The sequence below is a fragment of the Candidatus Cryosericum odellii genome, assembly GCF_003570935.1.
Classification (GTDB): Bacteria; Caldisericota; Caldisericia; order Cryosericales; family Cryosericaceae; genus Cryosericum; species Cryosericum odellii.
The window spans coordinates 1-16,058 of the sequence record NZ_QXIU01000200.1 but is presented as its reverse complement, the minus strand read 5'-3'; the positions used below and the strand labels follow the sequence as shown (position 1 = coordinate 16,058).

Here is a 16,058-nt window from a genome sequence, read left to right as displayed (position 1 = left end):
GCGCCCTGACGCTCGACCTCCTTGCCTTCCTGAACGACGGCAAAGCTGTCCTCATTGGTATGACGCTGCAGTCCGATGTCGGTCCAACCCGCTCCGATGACCCTCATGGCGACCTCCTGACTGAGCCTATTCAACCCCGTCAATAGTCACAAGTCCAGCACATTCCTCACGTACAAACCGGTCCTGCGTCACAAGGCGCATACTGCGATGGTGGCAGTGACCGCGAGCAGCGTTATCGTGAAGCTCGACGGGGCCGCTTCCAGCGCATAGTCTGAACCCCCTGGACGCGACGGAACAGCACAGTGACACCCCGCACGAGACGGCCGATGCCTGCGGGCCTGCGACGCGCTCCCGTTAGCGTATCCACGATGGCACTTCCAGCACCCAGGAAAGCAGTTCATCCATCGATGCCTCCGGACAATCTCAACAAATGTCCCTTCCTATTAAGTGTAGTTCACAGAAGATAAACTCAAAGAGCAGGGACAAACCGGACAAGAATTGTACTTTTGTCAGCTAAAGTACAATTTCAGCACAACGAATTGTACTTTCATATACAATGGAGTGGCAGATGCTTATGGCCGCTGCATCAGGGAAGAGACATCTTCGGGCGGTTGACCGATCTCAAGTTCCACCGCAAGAGGGGGAATCTGTATGAGGAGATGTCTCCCTGAAGGGCGCCGTACGCCTAGCCGAGCAGTGGGAGTGTCTGTAGTCAGAGCCCTCGCATTTGGCCTATGAGGACCAATATTGGTAGCACAACATCCTTTCCGAAACCTAGGGACCATTTCAGGACCCCCAGAACTCGATCCCACGACGGATGAACCTGCTTTGATTCCGCCTCCAGAACGCGGAACTGCTTCTCTGCCTCACCCACACTTTCCGGATGTTCGACCCTCACTGCGTTCACTACCTGATCAAGCGTGACCGTACAGTACACAGCGGATTCAGCACTCGCGCTGTTGTTGATATTGACTGTGACGTCTGGTCTGACCTGGCCGGGCGCATTACCTGCAGCCAAGTTCTGCACCTCCATGAGATCACTGTGCTCCAGCCGAACATACCTGTCACCATCCCGAAGATCGAGCTTGACTGTCCCTGGTCGACTGACCAGATCCATAAGAACGTGGATCAGTTCAGGAGATTGTGCCTCGCCAGTCATTTCTTACTCCCGGGCGGCGTCAGCTTGCGACCGGTCTTGGCCGACCTATACTCAATTCCCCGTGGCGTGACCTTCGCGATAACGAGTGTTCCCGATGGAGGTGGCGCGATGTCTCGTGGCGTAACCCTCGCAGCTGCACATCTCCCCGATGGCGGTAGTGCATTCCCTTTGTACGCGGCCGCAGCAGTGTATCGGTGACAAGCCTTCACTTGCACGTTCCATACGGTTCCTGTCGAGAAGCTCACCCTCATGTCTGCTGCCGCCTTGGTTCCGGGTCGGACTGATAAAGTCTGGCTTTTCGCGCCGAGATATGCCATAACCTTCTTCTCAGAACTCGATGAATGACTGTCTCGCTTCATATGCTCTCCTCCATGCTCTTCGTTGATCTTGCTCCAGCTGTTGGTCTGAGTTCAGGCCAACGGCAGCCCAATGCCCCCATTGTGTCGCTCAATTATGCTACAAATCGTGTGACACGTCCATGCTGGTCGAAGCATCACACCACAGCGCTGTTCGTTTGATTACTCATCTGCATAGTGGGTGCTATACTTGCTGTGGAAGACACGAGCAACGTGGTCTCTGAAGAGGGGGCATCCACCGCAATGAGTTTGAGTGAGAGCGACACACGAGCGAAGTTGATTGACCCGGCACTGCACGAGCGCCAATGGACCGAGGACCTCATCAAACGCGAGGAATCCGCGGGCAGCGTGCAGATCATCGATGGCAAACCTGTCAAGGAGAAGAAGGGGCGTATCGACTATACGCTGCGCGTCCGAGTGAATCCCTCGACCCAACCTCTTGCAGTTGCCCTCATCGAAGCCAAGGCCGACCACTTACCGCCCAACCACGGCTTCGAACAAGCCAAGGCCTACGCATCCTGCAAGCGACTTAACGTTCCATTTGTCATTGCGACCAACGGTCACCTGTTCGTTGAGTTTGACCGGTTCTCCGGAATGACGCGTGGACCTCTGCCCATGACCGAACTGCCGACACCCACGGACCTGCGTACGCGCTATGAACATGGCATGGGCTTCCTTCTGACTGACGAAGCTGCTCAGCCGCTCATTACTCCCTACAAGGGTGGCGAGGCAACGCGGCGCTACTACCAGGACGCTGCCATTCGCGCCGTCATGGAGCGTATCGCGCGTGGAGAGAAACGTGCACTCCTCTCACTGGCAACGGGCGCAGGCAAGACCTTCATCGCCGTGAACCTGCTGCGCCGCATCGCGGATGCCGGCCAGCTGCGCAAGGCATTGTTCCTGTGTGATCGTGACGAGCTGCGCAAACAAGCGGTCGGTGCGTTCCAGAACGCCTTTGGCTCAGATGCCCAGCCAGTCACAGCGGGGGACAGCCAGAAGAACGCCCGTGTCCTCATCGCGACATATCAGACGCTGAACGTGGACACCGAGGATGCCGACGCCAACTTCCTACTGGCCAACTACCCCGAGGACTACTTCAGTCACATCATCATCGACGAGTGTCACCGCTCGGCGTGGGGCAAGTGGTCTATCGTGCTTACGCACAACCCCAACGCCATTCAAGTTGGTCTGACAGCAACACCGCGTCAGCTCAAGATCAGTGAGTCTACGCCAGAGAGCCAGGCAGATGCTCAAATCACGGCTGATAACCTCAAGTACTTCGGTGAACCCGTCTACGAATACTCGGTCCAGCAGGCCATGGATGATGGCTACTTGGCTGCCTGCGAGATCATCAAGTCGGACATCCTGTTCGAGGGCAAGTCAGGAAACGAGCAACTGACGGGTCTGGACAAAGGTGATCTGGTCAGCAGGAGTATCAAAGATGCCACCACGGGCACCGATGTCACCCCGGACGAGATCCACGAGCACTACGAAGCTCGCAGCTTCGAAGAGAAGCTGCTGCTGCCGGACCGGGTGAATGCGATGTGCACTGACTTGTTTCAGCATCTGCTGGACTCCGGCGGCCCTGAGCAAAAGTCGATCGTGTTCTGTGCGAGCGATGTGCACGCCGGCGCCGTGGCCGATACTATGAACAACCTCTACGCTACGTGGTGCAACCTGAACGCTCAGCGGCAAACCGACACGTACGCCTTCAAGTGCACGGCCTCGTCGTTTGGCAACGATAGCCTACCGGACCTTAAGGGAGCCTCGCGCCATCACTTCATTGCCACAACAGTAGAGCTGCTCACGACAGGTGTCGATGTGCCCTGCGTGCGCAACATCGTGTTCTTCAAGTACGTGAAGTCACCTATTGCCTTCTACCAGATGGTAGGCCGTGGAACGCGCCTGGATGCGCCGACTGGCAAGCTCATGTTCCGCGTCTACGACTACACCAATGCCACACGCCTTTTCGGTCAGGACTTCGTCACTGCCAAGACGACGTCCACGAAGGGGCCCGAAGGGCTGGAGCAGCCGTTGGAGCCCACGCTCTCCGTTGAAGGTTTCGAAGTCCATGTGAGCCAGGCGGGAACCTACATCTTGGCCAATGTCGATGGCGAGGCCAGACCCGTGACGGTAGAGGAGTACAAAGAGTTGCTGACTGCCAAGCTGACAGCTGAGGCGCCGACCCTCGACGAGTTCAGGACGCAGTGGATCGACCCTGAGTCACGGCGCGAGCTGCTGGAGAACCTGCCCGACGGTGGTCGCTCAGCCCTGCTGATTCGGCAGTTGCAGGAGATGCAGCCGTATGACCTGTTTGATGTCCTGGCCGAGCTTGGCTATGGCATGGAACCCAAGACACGGCAAGACCGGGCACAGTCCTTTACCTACAAGCACAAGGGATGGTTGGACGGCATGCCTCAGTCAACCCGTATTGCCATCATCGCTCTTGCCCGTCAGTTCGTCGGGGCGGGTACCGAGGGGCTCGAAAACCCGTCCATCTTCAAGACCACTGACGTCATCAAGGCCGGCGGCATAGCTGCACTGAAGCTGCTGGGCGAGCCATCGGATGTCCTGCATGAGACGAAAGAGAGGCTGTTTGCCGTATGAGTTCCCGTTCTTCGCACTTGACGTTGTCCACGGTGCGCCTTGGGTCAGTTGCACGCATAGTTGGCGGATCAACGCCCGATAGCGGAAATGCATTATACTGGGGTAGCGACATCGTTTGGGTGACTCCTGCCGATCTTGGTCAGCTGAAAACAACGCATGTCCAGGATTCGCGACGTCATCTCACGCGTCTTGGATTCCAGAATGCAAGTATCGAGATGTTGCCGGTCAATTCCGTCATTCTCTCAAGTCGCGCCCCGATAGGCTATCTGGCGATCAACGACGTGCCAGTATGCACGAACCAGGGCTGCAAGAGCTTTGTGCCTGGAGCGTCCTTGGACGCTCGTTACTTGTTCCACTTCCTCAAGCGAGCTGTGCCCAGCCTGCGTGAACTGGGCAGCGGGGCAACCTTCGCTGAGGTATCTAAGTCGAAACTTGAAGGCTACGCTATTCCGCTTCCTCCTCTCGCAGAGCAGCAACGCATCGTGGCGAAACTCGACGAGCAGATGGCTGCCCTCGACCACGCCGAGAAGGCTCTCGCCGAGCAGCAAGCCGCTGCATCCGCTGTCGCCACGGCTGTTCTTCAGCAGGCCTTCTCAGGCCCTGAGTGCAAACGCTGGCCCTCGGTGCGACTTGTGAGAGCTGGTACATTTGATGCCGGTGGAACGCCTGCGAAAGACCAACAGCGCTATTGGAGTGATACCGGATATCCCTTCGTAACCGGAGCCGACATCACATCGGCGACCGTCGGTGCAAGAAACGCCCGAGCGTTCCTCACGCAGGAAGGTCTTGTTTCTGGCAAGACAGCTGTCTGCCCAGCAGGTACAGTGTTGGTCGTCACACGAACTCGTGTGGGAAGAGTTGGAATCGCTGGCGAGACGGTGGCAGTCAGCCAGGACATCACGGCCTTCACGTGCCAGCGCAATCTGCTGCCAACCTATGTCATGTGGTTCTTGAGAAAGGAATCCGACCATCTGATTGCTCAGTCCCGCGGTGCCACGATTCAGGGCCTGAGGCGCTCGATCCTTGAGGACCTCGACATTCCAGTGCCGTCCATTCCGGAGCAGAGACAAATCGCCGAAAGCATCGAGCAAGCCACTCACAACGTAGCAATGTTGCAGCAAAGCATCACCTATCAGCTAGGCACACTCACGTCGCTGCGCACTTCGTTTCTTGATGCCGCATTTTCCGGGGAGATCTGACATGACCGAGACCACCGAGAGGATAGTCGAATCGTACGTTCGGTACGTGAAGGGCTGGGCAACGATCAGCAATATCAAGTGTCCAGACCAGCATGAAATCGACCTTCTGGCCATCAACCCCAAGGACTTGGAACGGTATCACATCGAAAGCAGCGTGCACGTGCCAGGCACTGGCTTCTCCAAACTGACCAACGGCGCCTTTGACTGGGAACAGATGAAAGTGCGCGTGAAAGCACCGAGTCAGCGCCGCACCATCGGCTTCTTCGTGAAACAGAAGTTCGGGACTGATGGGGTCGTGCAAACTCTTCACACCTACGGCTTTGACCCGGGGAACTACCACAAGATTATCGTTACCTGGGATTGCGAGCCGGACGCCAAAGAAACAGCAAAGCAAAACGACATCGAAGTTTGGGAATTCCCGGACTTGTTGGACGAGATTGTCGCCCTAGCAGGCAAGGGCAAGCACTACGTCATGGACGACACGGTCCGTACCCTGCAGATGCTCGTCTACGCGCAGCGGAGGAAAGGGAAGGTATGAAAACAACGAAACGCTTCGGCACACAGCAGTCCGTGAACCAGGCCATCAAGAACATCTGCGACGTCATGCGCCGCTCCAAGTGCGCGGGTGCTATGCAGTATGTCCCTGAGCTGACCTGGATGCTCTTCCTGCGTATCCTCGACGAGCAGGAGACCGAGGAAGCCGAACAGGCCAAAGCGGTGAAGCAGGACTACGTTCCATCCCTCGAATCTCCGTATCGGTGGAGCGACTGGGCAGACCCCAATGGCGCTGTGCGCCAGAAGTTGCAGAACGGGCACCTCGGCGACCTGTTTGCCTTCCTCAGTCAGCAACTGTTCCCGTATCTGAAAGGCCTTAAGGACATCCCCAATGCTACTCCGCGGCAGAAGGTCATCGCGCAAATCATGGACGGCATCCAGCAAACACGCATCGACACTGAGCACAACTTCCTTGATGTCATCGACCGTGTGCACGAGATCAGCGCCGCCAGTATCGACACGACGCACGTGTTCCCGCTCAGCCAAGTCTATGAAGGCCTGCTGCTGAAGATGGGCGAGAAGGGTAATGACGGTGGCCAGTTCTTCACCCCGCGCGAGGTCATCCGAGCAATGGTGCAGACGGTTCAGCCACGCATGGGCGAAGTGGTGTACGACCCTTGTTGCGGCACCGGTGGATTCCTGGCCCAGGCGTACGAGTACATGCATGACCGTGCTCCTCGTGCTACGCCCGAGCGCATCGACTTCCTCAAGCAGCAGTCATTCTTTGGCCGCGAGAAGGAGGACATGATCTTCCCCATCGCCCTCGCCAATCTCATCCTGCATGGCATAGACCAGCCCAACCTATGGCACGGCAATTCCTTGACCGGCAATGCCACCTACGACGAACTGTGGCAGGGAGCACCGCCACTGTTTGACGTGATCCTCACCAACCCGCCGTTCGGGGGCAAGGAGAACAAGGATGCTCAAACGAACTTCGCCTACCGGACCAGCGCAACGCAGGTGTTGTTTCTGCAGCACATCATCCACAACCTGAAGCCAGGCGGCCGCTGTGGCATGGTCGTGGACGAAGGCATCATGTTTCGCACCAAAGAGCAAGCCTTTGTCCAGACCAAGCGCAGCCTGCTCGATGACTGCGATCTGTGGTGCGTCGTCAGCCTGCCCGCTGGGGCCTTCGTCGCGGCAGGAGCGGGTGTCAAAACCAACCTGCTGTTCTTCACCAAGGGCAAGCCGACCGAGAAGACATGGTACTACGACCTGTCCGGCGTCAAGGTCGGCAAGAAGTCACCACTCACGCTAGCCAGCTTCGAGGAGTACCTTCGCCTGTTGCCCGACCGTGCCGACAGCGATCATAGTTGGACCGTGACGCGCGCGGAGATCGAGGCGAAGGGCTATGACATCAAGGCCGTGAACCCACACGCCAAGGTCGATGTCGACACGCGCACCCCCGCTGAGCTCCTCGACCTCATTGAACAGAAAGGCAAGGAAGTCGACGAGGCGATCAAACAGTTGAGACAGTCGCTCAGTCAGTAGCTTGTCATCAGAGGTCTATGAATCGCGTTCCCAAGTACCGCATGTACATAGATGAAACTGGGACAGCCAGCATGAAGTGTTCAACAGAGTCCAATCGTTACCTGTCACTTACGGGGGTCATACTCGATCGCAACTACGCAAGCACCACGGTCGCCTCAGACCTGAGCACTTTCAAGCAACGCTACTTCGAGTATGATCCTGACAATCCCGTGATCCTCCATCGCGCTGAGATTCATAGCTGCAAGGGCGCATTCTGTGGTCTGAAAGACCAAGAGGTCAGGGACTCATTCAATCGGGATCTGCACGTGCTTCTGACAGACTGGGACTATACAGTGATCACAGCCATCATCGACAAGCAGGCTCACAAGGAGCAGTATGGCAGCTGGGCCAATGAACCCTACGGGTACTGCATGGAAGTGCTGACGGAGAAGTACGTCTTGTGGCTAAAGAACCATGATGGGACAGGCGATGTACAAGCGGAATCCCGCGGAGCAAATGAGGACCTCGCACTCAAAAAAGCCTATTCCACATGGTATGACTCTGGCACAAGCTATGCCAGCACCGATCTCTACCATCAACATCTCACAAGTGGTCAGCTGAAACTGCAACCGAAGATCATGAATGTACCAGGTCTTCAGATTGCTGACCTAGTGGCCCAGCCAAGTTTCAGATATGGCTTGTGGACGCGTACGCAGGCCACAATCCCTGACTATCTGAGCAAGACCGTCGGTGTGTTGCACGACTCGAAGTACAATCGTAGGTGGGATGGAACGATAACGGGATATGGTCTGAAGTGGCTCCCAAAATAGCAAGCGGCCCTTGCGGGCCGCCGAAGGTCAAGCCTTCCACCTCCAGGCAAACTGGATTGATTGTATTATGTCAAACCGGTCCGCAGAAGTCAAGACCGTTGTGGGCACTCGCACAAGTGTGACCTACCTTCGGAGTACGTTCACAGCACTTCTCTCTTGATCATGTGGCCGCAAAGTGGCAAATGCAAACACGCCAACCTGCAGGAGGTAAGAGTAACTCTATTGCTGCGACTTCGATGCTTGTCTCTCGAGAGCTGCTCGTAGTTGGAGTGCTTGGCACCGTGCGAGTTCGGGAGGTACTGCATTCCCAATCATTCTGCTCGCCCCAGTCTTCCCGCCACGCATCGAGAACTTGTAGTCGCTGGGGAAAGACTGCAGCAAAGCCGCCTCTCTCAGTGTCAAAGCTCTATCCTGCTCGGGATGGAGAAAACGCCCTTTGGAGGGATTCGTGCACCCGGATGTTATTGTTGGAGCAACCGCATCCCAACTTAAGCGCCCGTAGATGTCCTTGAAACCGTTGCATTTCCGATGGCACTTAAGTTGCTGATCTCTTCCCAGATCCAGGCGGCTGCCTCCATCCTTTGGAATTGCCCGTATTCTTCTCATAACTTCGTCTGAGTGACGCTCGGGCACATTCTGAAGCGGATCGTCGCCCGTCCCTGGGCTGGGCAAGTCGCCAATTGCCTCCCTCACGCTGCAATGTTGGTGCACAGGAGGACATAGCCCAACGGGAAACCCCAGTCCAGCTGCCATGAACAAGCGACGGCGACGCTGTGGCACACCATAGTCCGCTGCATTCAACACTTGGGGGGCAGAGTACAGATATCCAATCTCGGCCAATCTCCTGCAGAACTGTGAGAACTTCGGATCGTTCACCAGCCCCGGTACATTCTCAAACATGATCGCCCGGGGCATAAGTGCCTCAACAAACCGCAGAAACTCGAAAAGCAGATCATTCCGGGGATCATCGACAGTATGTGCACCATTGCATGTTCTTAGCGAGGAAAAACCTTGACAAGGGGGACAGCCAGCCAACAAGTCCAAGGTTCTTGGCTCCAAGCCTACTTCGCGAGCAACAGCCAGCGGGTCTGCCTTTCTGATGTCGCCCTCAATGACGCGCACTTCATCGTGATTCATCCGATACGTCTCAACCGCTAGCGGATCATTGTCAATCGCTGACAGAACCGTAAACCCAGCTTGATCCAGACCGACGGTCATTCCACCGCAGCCGCAGAAAAGGTCCATTGCAGTTAGCGAGTCCGTGTGTGTTTTCAAAAGTCCAACCACTAGGACATCTCCCGATTCAAACTCAGAGGTGCAACGTCGCTCGAAACGTGGAGGGGTCCTCGGTTCACACGACGCCTATCCTCAAGAATTGCAGCAATCTTCTTCAGGCACAGTTCCGGATCGTCCAACACCTCATGTTCCCACATGCGCACTACGGTGATCCCGCTCTGTGCCAACTTGGAGTCTACTATTCGGTCACGCTTCCTGTTCGCGCTAATCTTGCGTGACCAGAATTCGCTCCTCGTGCTTGGAATTCTCTTGCATTCACGACACCCGTGCCAGAAACACCCATCCACAAAAACCGCCAGTTTCATGCCAGGAAAGTACAAATCCGGATGTCCGACAAGGCGAGAGCGAAGGCGATACCCACGAATGCCATTGTGCCACAGCGTGCGTCGAAGAATTATCTCGGGCTTCGTGTTCAGCGATCTGACGGCAGACATGCATCTGCGCCGCTGCTCTCTCGTGATATCATCCACTGGCTACTCCTGCTGCTCTTCCGACGGGGCTTCTTGAATTGTCTCAGGGTTGAAGTACAGAACGATATCATGGTTGGGAAGCCGAAGCTGCGGCCACCAAGCAGTCTTCCCAGCATCCTCCATCTTGTAAATGAATAGCGCCACCCGGTCGTCCGGAACGTCTCCCGCTTCGCCGCCAGTCAGTATTCCCTGAGTCTCACGGCGTCTTTCCGTGACTCTGCGTCCAATTCGGACTCGGATGTAGGCGTCAGGCCCATAGCGCAAGGATAATTCTTCAAGCACCGCAACGAGCACCTTTGGATTCCAGAGCACAGCATCAACTCTTGGATCCTGCTCACTGAGCTCAACCACGCGAATGACCTCGGACGTGGAGCAATGGTCGTATGGTATAGCCGAAGAGTATTTTGAGACGAGATCATCTATCTGACGCATATTGTCTGTCGGTGTGGCGAAAAACAGCGGCAGAATCGGGTTGTAGGTTCCGCCCCCGATATATGTAGTGATGTCTTTGGGGACGACATTCGGCCGCGTCGGCCGAATCCACTTCTCCAAGGGTATTCCTTCCACGTGAGAGTCTGGATATTTCTTGAGAAGTATTCTAAGGCTACTCTCCATCTGAGAAATATTCGCGAAGTGCTTGGCGAGTTCGCTAGGCAAGTAGAGCCGCGTCAGGCTAGCATCCTCTCCCCTGTAACCATACATTCGTGCATGCTGCAGTACGGTATCAGCGTTTGGCTGTTTTGGATTGCGACCGTAGTAGCTGACAAGCAGGTTTGCTATCGTCACGCCGCGGCTCAACTTGTTGCCACCAACAAAAATGCAATACGGACGGTCGACTTTCGATTCATCCTCAGAGCCTGCGTTGATAATCCTGACCGCTGTAGATCGGATGGTTAGAGCGATCTGCGCCAGCACCTGCTCCATGCTCGGAAACGTTTGGTCAGAATCCTGCAAGTCGTCGTATGCTGAGCGAAGTCCCGACAGAATGCCCTGCTGCACAGGGGTCCTGCTCTCGCTCTTTACCGCTTCTGCCATCTCGCTGTAGTATTGCGTGATTATCTTGGCCAGGTAGCGATGGTCAACAGTCTTCGCACTGACATGGCAAAGGAAAGCATAGCACTCCATCGGTCGACTGATGAGCTTCACCGACGCCGCCACAAAGAAGCTATTCAACGCCTTTCGAAGACCGTTTGGCACTGAGCCACCGGCTTTTGGACCTTTCTTTGCTGCAAGATCCAGAACCTCTTTCTGGTCAACTTCCCTGAGCGGACTGCCTGACCCAAAGAGAGAGTCCCTATCTGAGTCAAAAAAGAAGCTGCCTCCGATGTAGTCTGATCCAGGTTCGGTCAGGACAGTAGACCGTGGTCGATAGGCGCCGCCTGCTTGCTGAAGAAACAGGGCCTGTGGTGTCGCCGTCGCCTGCACAAAGCTAGCACTCTCAAAGAAGATTCTGAGGTCGTTGATAGCGGCATTTACTGCACTGACCTCCTCGTCTACATTGCGAGCATTCGTATTCAGGCTGGCCTGGTCTGCCTCGTCGTCGATGATTAAGGAAGGTAGGTTCCGAGCATCGGCACGTCTGAGCGCGTCAAGCAAACTCTTCAGTTTCGAGACATTCTTCGAACACACCAGTACCACTGAGGAATTAGCAAGGCATTCTTTGAGACTCTCGATGTCCGACCACTCACCCTTTCCCTTAACAGCTACTGTCTTCAACGCATTCGAGAGCCTATCGTAAGTCTGCTTGTACAGGATATTGATATCTGATGTCAACACGATAATGCATCGGAATCCCGTGTCGAGTGCGACCCCGACGGCCGCAGTGATCACGCTTGTCTTTCCGCTTTGGATTGGCCCATAGATGAGCACGTCGCTGGTCGGAGTCTGCCCCGGTGTCTCTCCAGCGGGCTGGTTCACGCAATGATCGATGACCTCTTGAGCCTTGGCCAAGACCACGTCTTCATTGATTTTCGCGTTCTCCTGTTTCAGCATGCTCAGAACAGAATCCGTGTGACACCGACCTCTTGTTGTCTCACTCATCGACGCACCCTCCATTCTTCTCCTCCAGCAGCAGTCTAGGCCAATCGCTTCGTGGAACCTTTCGTGCCAGGTGACCCGCACGCCCCACAACGGCATAGCTTCTCCCATACGGCCTTGCCGTGGCGACCCAGCCACCTTGTGGTCCAGCTACGCTGAGAATATCACCTAGGGGAAGCGTGCATACACCATCGCCACCGCACACAAGTCCAAGGAAGACACGGTGCGTCTCTTGCGAGTAGTGAACCATGCGCTCGAGATCTCTGGTACTGACATTGAAGGTCCAGCGAGACTTGCCGCTGGTACAGTGCTTCAACTCGAAATACACGGCCCCATTGACGAGAAAACCCTCCTGAGTCGCTTGTAGACCCTTGCACCCGGGAGCCCTCAACAACAGCAGCACGGCAGCTCCTCGATAGAAGTCGACAGTGTCCATCCTTCCCTCCTCCGAGCTGACCCAATCGGCCGTTTTCTTCCTGCCGAAAAAGCCCGATCATGCTACCGACACACCAATACCACAAGCATATCTGATGCAAAAGCCGTGAGTGAACAAGCCATAGCCAAGTATATCAGCTAGCACTCTTGTTTCCAACTGATGCGTCCGCTCGACGTAGAGGCTAACACCATACTACGTTGTCGTGGGCTTTTCTCAAGTAGACGCAGACTGCCCAAGAACTGACCCGAATCCTGCCCTGGAACCACAGACCACTTCGTCATGCTAAGAATTGTGTATGCTTATTTTCCTCGGCAGAGTAAATGCAGCAGGATCGCTTGTGTGATTTGGAATGACAAACCGCACCAGAGACTCCTGGTGCGGTGTCGAATCGTGAGCTCCAAGCCCAGGTTCGGGCTGCCTGCCATTTCCTGTGCGGACACCGTCCACGAGCGCGGCGACCGTCTCAGAGAAACAACCTCGCTGTGTCAGCACACGTGCCGGCACAGCGAGGACAGTTCTGGTATCAGTATACTACTTTTTGGCTACGGGTTTCTTGACGACCGGCTTCTTGACTGCCGGCTTCGCGGCCTTGACAGCGGGTTTAGCAGCAGCAAGTTTCTTTGCCGGAGCTTTGGCAGCAACAACCTTCTTCGCTGGAGCTTTGACGACCGCCTTCTTGGCAGCGGGTTTCACGGCGGCCTTGACAACCGTCTTCTTGACCACGGGCTTCACAGCAGCCTTGGGGGTCACGCACTTGCAACCTGCCTTCATGGGTGCCTTGATCTCGACCTTCTTCACTGCCTTCGGTGCAGCGACGACCTTCTTCGCGGTTACTGCAGACTTCTTTGTTGTTCCAGCCATTGCCATCTCCTTTGTTTAGATTCATGTTGATATTCTTGTTGACGTTGGTACCAACACTTGATGTCAATACTCTACGACAAAACAAGTTTCATGAAAGATGTCAAGCCCCCGCGCGCGACCGCATCGAAACGTCTCATGACCAACAACACCTCTTCTGGAGCCACGTTACGAACTTTATCACGTTTCTGCGCGTACGGTTCAATTGTCGACGTTTGTTTCGAAAGGCACAGAAATCGCTGCTCCGGGCACTTCTTCGTCGGGTGGAACATAGTCTGGAATCAGAACTTCCACGTCGCGGATATCACGTACCATGAAGCTCGCGACGCTCACCACGAGTGCCACGCCACCAAACAGCACAAATATAAGAGCCATGCCGGCACCACGACCGACACCGACCAGTGGGCCAAACACTCCTGCCAATATCCCTCCCGGCATCATCCGTGGCTCGAATACGAGATCCGCCAGTGGCCCAGCGGCCAACATCGCTATGGGCACCGATATCTGTGCAATCATCATGCGCGTACCAAAGACCTTGCCCTGCACGTCGTGCGGCACCTTCGTTTGCCAGATGGCATCGTTGCAACCGTTGAGAAACGGGATGATGAGCGATCCGAGAAATCCGGAGACGAGCCAGATGGGCAACGTCCGGCCAAACCCCATGAGCATGATGCCCAGAGCGGACACGGACACCATGCCCCACAAAACGCCGTACACCTTGCGGCGCGGTCCACCCCAGGCCGTCATGAGAGCGCCTCCGACGACACCGCCAACAGCGGACACCGTGTTGATGATGCCCAGTGTGGTCGGACTATCACTTGTACGCGCCAGGATCATGGGGGTCCACAGCGTCATGCACACCGATGCGATGAGGTTCGAGGCGAAGAAGCTGAGCTGTAGCAGGAACAGGGGCCGACGCGCCACAATGTAGCGCCAGCCAAAGACTGTTTCCTTCCAGAGGCTGCCACGTGCCTCTTCACCTGCCTGTGACCGCGAGGGAGAGGGAACATCGACTGCCACCAGTAATGCGACGGCAATGCAGAATGAAGCGATGTCGAACAGGAAGATCGGCACGAGGCCCCACATGACGACGACCGCACCCGCAATAATGGGCGCAAGGATGCCGGAGCCACTCTGTGCCAGCGACATCATGCCCGCAGCCCGGCCATACTTTTCTCTGGACATCATGGTGCTGATCGCGGCCTGATACGCGGGCCACTGGAATGCCTGGAATGTGCCCGACAAGGCCCCCACGACACAGAGGTGCCAGACCTGCAGGTGCCCAGTAGCATACAGGACAAGCATGATGACTGTACCCAGTCCTGATGCCACGTCCGAGACCCCCATCGTCACCTTGCGATTCCACCGGTCGACCAGCGCTCCGGCGATGGGACTCATGATAATAATGGGCATGAAACTGAAGAACGCGACGATGCTCAGGGCGGTCGCCCGACCTGTGACCTGCCACGCCCACACGCCTATACCAAAGGTAGTCATCGCGGACCCAACGAGCGAGACCACCTGACCAGCCCAGATAAGCGTAAACGCCTGCATGCCCTTCGGTCGAAATCTAGCCATAGAGCCCTCCTTATGGGTTTCTATAACTGGATGCTCATGTACGAAGGATAGGAAAGTCCTTGACTTTTGCAACAGGCACGGCCGGCCCGGAAGAGAAAGGCGCCGCACCAGATTGGGTGCGGCGCCTGGAAAGAATGTTCCGGAAAAAACGGTATCTACTTGAGGGCTACCAGCTCGTACTGCCGCATACCCAGTCCGATCTCCTCGGCATGTACAACCTGGGATTCCCAGTGTGTTTTGGGGTAGAGGTGTGTGAACTTGTCGCCGTGTTCGAAGTGGACGTCGGCAAGGATGCTGCCCTGATTGGCGACAGCTTTGTTGACGAGGTCCACGCATGCCTGGTCGAGAGCCACCGGGTCGAAGCTGGCGGCGATGCCGATGTCGGGCACGATGGCTGCATCGTTGAGGTCCCAGCAATCGCAGTTCGGACTAACGTTCATGATAAAGCTGACGTGGAACGCCGGCTTGCCATGCAGAACGGCATAGGCGTATTCCCCGATCTTCTCGTTGAGCGCGTCGTTGGTGCCCTGAAACACGGGGAGCGCGGCGCCATACATGCAGACCGCGACGCACTGCCCGCAGCCAACACACTTCGCGTAGTCGATGGCGGCCTTGTGGTCGGCGTTCCATCCGATCGCGACCTGCGGGCAGGAACGGACGCAGGTGCCGCAGGCGGTACACTTGACGACGTCGATACGCGGCTTGGATTCAGAATGCATTTGCATCTTGCCGCCCCGCGAACCACTGCCCATGCCAATATTCTTGAGCGCGCCGCCGAAGCCGGCCTGATCATGCCCCTTGAAGTGCGTGAGCGAGACGATGATGTCAGCGTCGGCAATTGCAGTACCGATCTTGGCTGTCTCGCAGCGCTTCAGGTGGATGGGAACCTCGCGGTAGTCCGTGCCCTTGAGGCCGTCGGCGATGATAACATCTGCCCCGACGGCGATACGGTTGAAGCCGTTCTCCTGGGCAGACTGCAAGTGATCGACCGCGTTGGAGCGGCCTCCCGAATACAGCGTATTGCAGTCGGTCAGAAAGGGTTTGCCGCCCAGTTCACGAATCAGCCTGACGACCCGTGCTACATAGTTGGGGCGAATGTAGGCCAGATTGCCAGGCTCTCCCAAATGCAACTTGAGGGCAACGAACTTGTCCTTGAAATCGATGGTCTCGATGCCGGCTGCCCGCATGAGAGCTTCCGTCTTGTCCA

General features: G+C 56.2%; 13 protein-coding genes. 5 read left to right on the top strand and 8 right to left on the bottom strand.

What is annotated here, in order from left to right:
- Positions 1-712 precede the first annotated feature (712 nt).
- Positions 713-1,159 carry a hypothetical protein gene (locus tag SMC5_RS08025; protein WP_119120293.1) on the bottom strand — a complete coding sequence of 149 codons (447 nt, stop codon included), beginning with the start codon at positions 1,157-1,159 and terminating at the stop codon, positions 713-715.
- Positions 1,160-1,758: 599 nt separating this feature from the next.
- Between SMC5_RS08025 and SMC5_RS08020 the strand changes: the two genes are divergently transcribed.
- The 5 genes from SMC5_RS08020 to SMC5_RS08000 are packed head-to-tail and all read left to right on the top strand — an operon-like array spanning position 1,759 to position 8,176.
- Positions 1,759-4,122 carry a DEAD/DEAH box helicase family protein gene (locus tag SMC5_RS08020; RefSeq protein ID WP_119120292.1) on the top strand — a complete coding sequence of 788 codons (2,364 nt, stop codon included), beginning with the start codon at positions 1,759-1,761 and terminating at the stop codon, positions 4,120-4,122.
- Positions 4,119-5,321, top strand: a complete 1,203-nt coding sequence (locus SMC5_RS08015; protein WP_119120291.1) for a restriction endonuclease subunit S — start codon at positions 4,119-4,121, stop codon at positions 5,319-5,321. The genes SMC5_RS08020 and SMC5_RS08015 overlap by 4 nt, the downstream gene beginning before the upstream one ends.
- Position 5,322: 1 nt before the next feature.
- A complete protein-coding gene (locus SMC5_RS08010) occupies positions 5,323-5,859 on the top strand; it encodes a hypothetical protein (RefSeq protein ID WP_119120290.1) in 537 nt (178 codons plus the stop codon).
- A complete protein-coding gene (locus SMC5_RS08005) occupies positions 5,856-7,367 on the top strand; it encodes a class I SAM-dependent DNA methyltransferase (protein WP_119120289.1) in 1,512 nt (503 codons plus the stop codon). The genes SMC5_RS08010 and SMC5_RS08005 overlap by 4 nt, the downstream gene beginning before the upstream one ends.
- Positions 7,368-7,384: 17 nt before the next feature.
- Positions 7,385-8,176, top strand: a complete 792-nt coding sequence (locus tag SMC5_RS08000) for a DUF3800 domain-containing protein (protein ID WP_119120288.1) — start codon at positions 7,385-7,387, stop codon at positions 8,174-8,176.
- A gap of 219 nt (positions 8,177-8,395) precedes the next feature.
- On the opposite strand, the gene SMC5_RS11490 is transcribed toward SMC5_RS08000, so the two are convergent.
- From SMC5_RS11490 to SMC5_RS07970, 7 genes are all read right to left on the bottom strand, one after another.
- Complete coding sequence (locus SMC5_RS11490) at positions 8,396-9,421, bottom strand: DNA cytosine methyltransferase (RefSeq protein ID WP_119120294.1); 1,026 nt, start codon at positions 9,419-9,421, stop codon at positions 8,396-8,398.
- A gap of 41 nt (positions 9,422-9,462) precedes the next feature.
- Positions 9,463-9,942, bottom strand: a complete 480-nt coding sequence (locus SMC5_RS11745; RefSeq protein ID WP_119120287.1) for a very short patch repair endonuclease — start codon at positions 9,940-9,942, stop codon at positions 9,463-9,465.
- A 3-nt stretch (positions 9,943-9,945) separates the two neighbouring features.
- Positions 9,946-11,982: a Z1 domain-containing protein gene (locus SMC5_RS07985; RefSeq protein WP_165846336.1), complete on the bottom strand. Its 2,037-nt coding sequence runs from the start codon at positions 11,980-11,982 to the stop codon at positions 9,946-9,948.
- Positions 11,975-12,415, bottom strand: a complete 441-nt coding sequence (locus SMC5_RS10475) for a hypothetical protein (RefSeq protein ID WP_126854974.1) — start codon at positions 12,413-12,415, stop codon at positions 11,975-11,977. The genes SMC5_RS07985 and SMC5_RS10475 overlap by 8 nt, the downstream gene beginning before the upstream one ends.
- Positions 12,416-12,946: 531 nt before the next feature.
- A complete protein-coding gene (locus SMC5_RS11120) occupies positions 12,947-13,276 on the bottom strand; it encodes a hypothetical protein (RefSeq protein ID WP_207799157.1) in 330 nt (109 codons plus the stop codon).
- Positions 13,277-13,474: 198 nt separating this feature from the next.
- Positions 13,475-14,851, bottom strand: a complete 1,377-nt coding sequence (locus SMC5_RS07975; protein ID WP_119120285.1) for an MFS transporter — start codon at positions 14,849-14,851, stop codon at positions 13,475-13,477.
- Between the two features lie 155 nt (positions 14,852-15,006).
- On the bottom strand, positions 15,007-16,058 hold a 1,052-nt coding region (locus SMC5_RS07970; RefSeq protein WP_119120284.1), incomplete at its 5' end, for a DUF362 domain-containing protein.

What these genes read in the sequence shown, in the direction of transcription:
- SMC5_RS08025 (WP_119120293.1), bottom strand. Translation starts at nt 1,159, where the DNA reads ATGACTGGCGAGGCACAATCTCCTGAACTGATCCACGTTCTTATGGAT.
- SMC5_RS08020 (WP_119120292.1), top strand. Translation starts at nt 1,759, where the DNA reads ATGAGTTTGAGTGAGAGCGACACACGAGCGAAGTTGATTGACCCGGCA.
- SMC5_RS08015 (WP_119120291.1), top strand. Translation starts at nt 4,119, where the DNA reads ATGAGTTCCCGTTCTTCGCACTTGACGTTGTCCACGGTGCGCCTTGGG.
- SMC5_RS08010 (WP_119120290.1), top strand. Translation starts at nt 5,323, where the DNA reads ATGACCGAGACCACCGAGAGGATAGTCGAATCGTACGTTCGGTACGTG.
- SMC5_RS08005 (WP_119120289.1), top strand. Translation starts at nt 5,856, where the DNA reads ATGAAAACAACGAAACGCTTCGGCACACAGCAGTCCGTGAACCAGGCC.
- SMC5_RS08000 (WP_119120288.1), top strand. Translation starts at nt 7,385, where the DNA reads ATGAATCGCGTTCCCAAGTACCGCATGTACATAGATGAAACTGGGACA.
- SMC5_RS11490 (WP_119120294.1), bottom strand. Translation starts at nt 9,421, where the DNA reads ATGGACCTTTTCTGCGGCTGCGGTGGAATGACCGTCGGTCTGGATCAA.
- SMC5_RS07985 (WP_165846336.1), bottom strand. Translation starts at nt 11,982, where the DNA reads ATGAGTGAGACAACAAGAGGTCGGTGTCACACGGATTCTGTTCTGAGC.
- SMC5_RS10475 (WP_126854974.1), bottom strand. Translation starts at nt 12,415, where the DNA reads ATGGACACTGTCGACTTCTATCGAGGAGCTGCCGTGCTGCTGTTGTTG.
- SMC5_RS11120 (WP_207799157.1), bottom strand. Translation starts at nt 13,276, where the DNA reads ATGGCTGGAACAACAAAGAAGTCTGCAGTAACCGCGAAGAAGGTCGTC.
- SMC5_RS07975 (WP_119120285.1), bottom strand. Translation starts at nt 14,851, where the DNA reads ATGGCTAGATTTCGACCGAAGGGCATGCAGGCGTTTACGCTTATCTGG.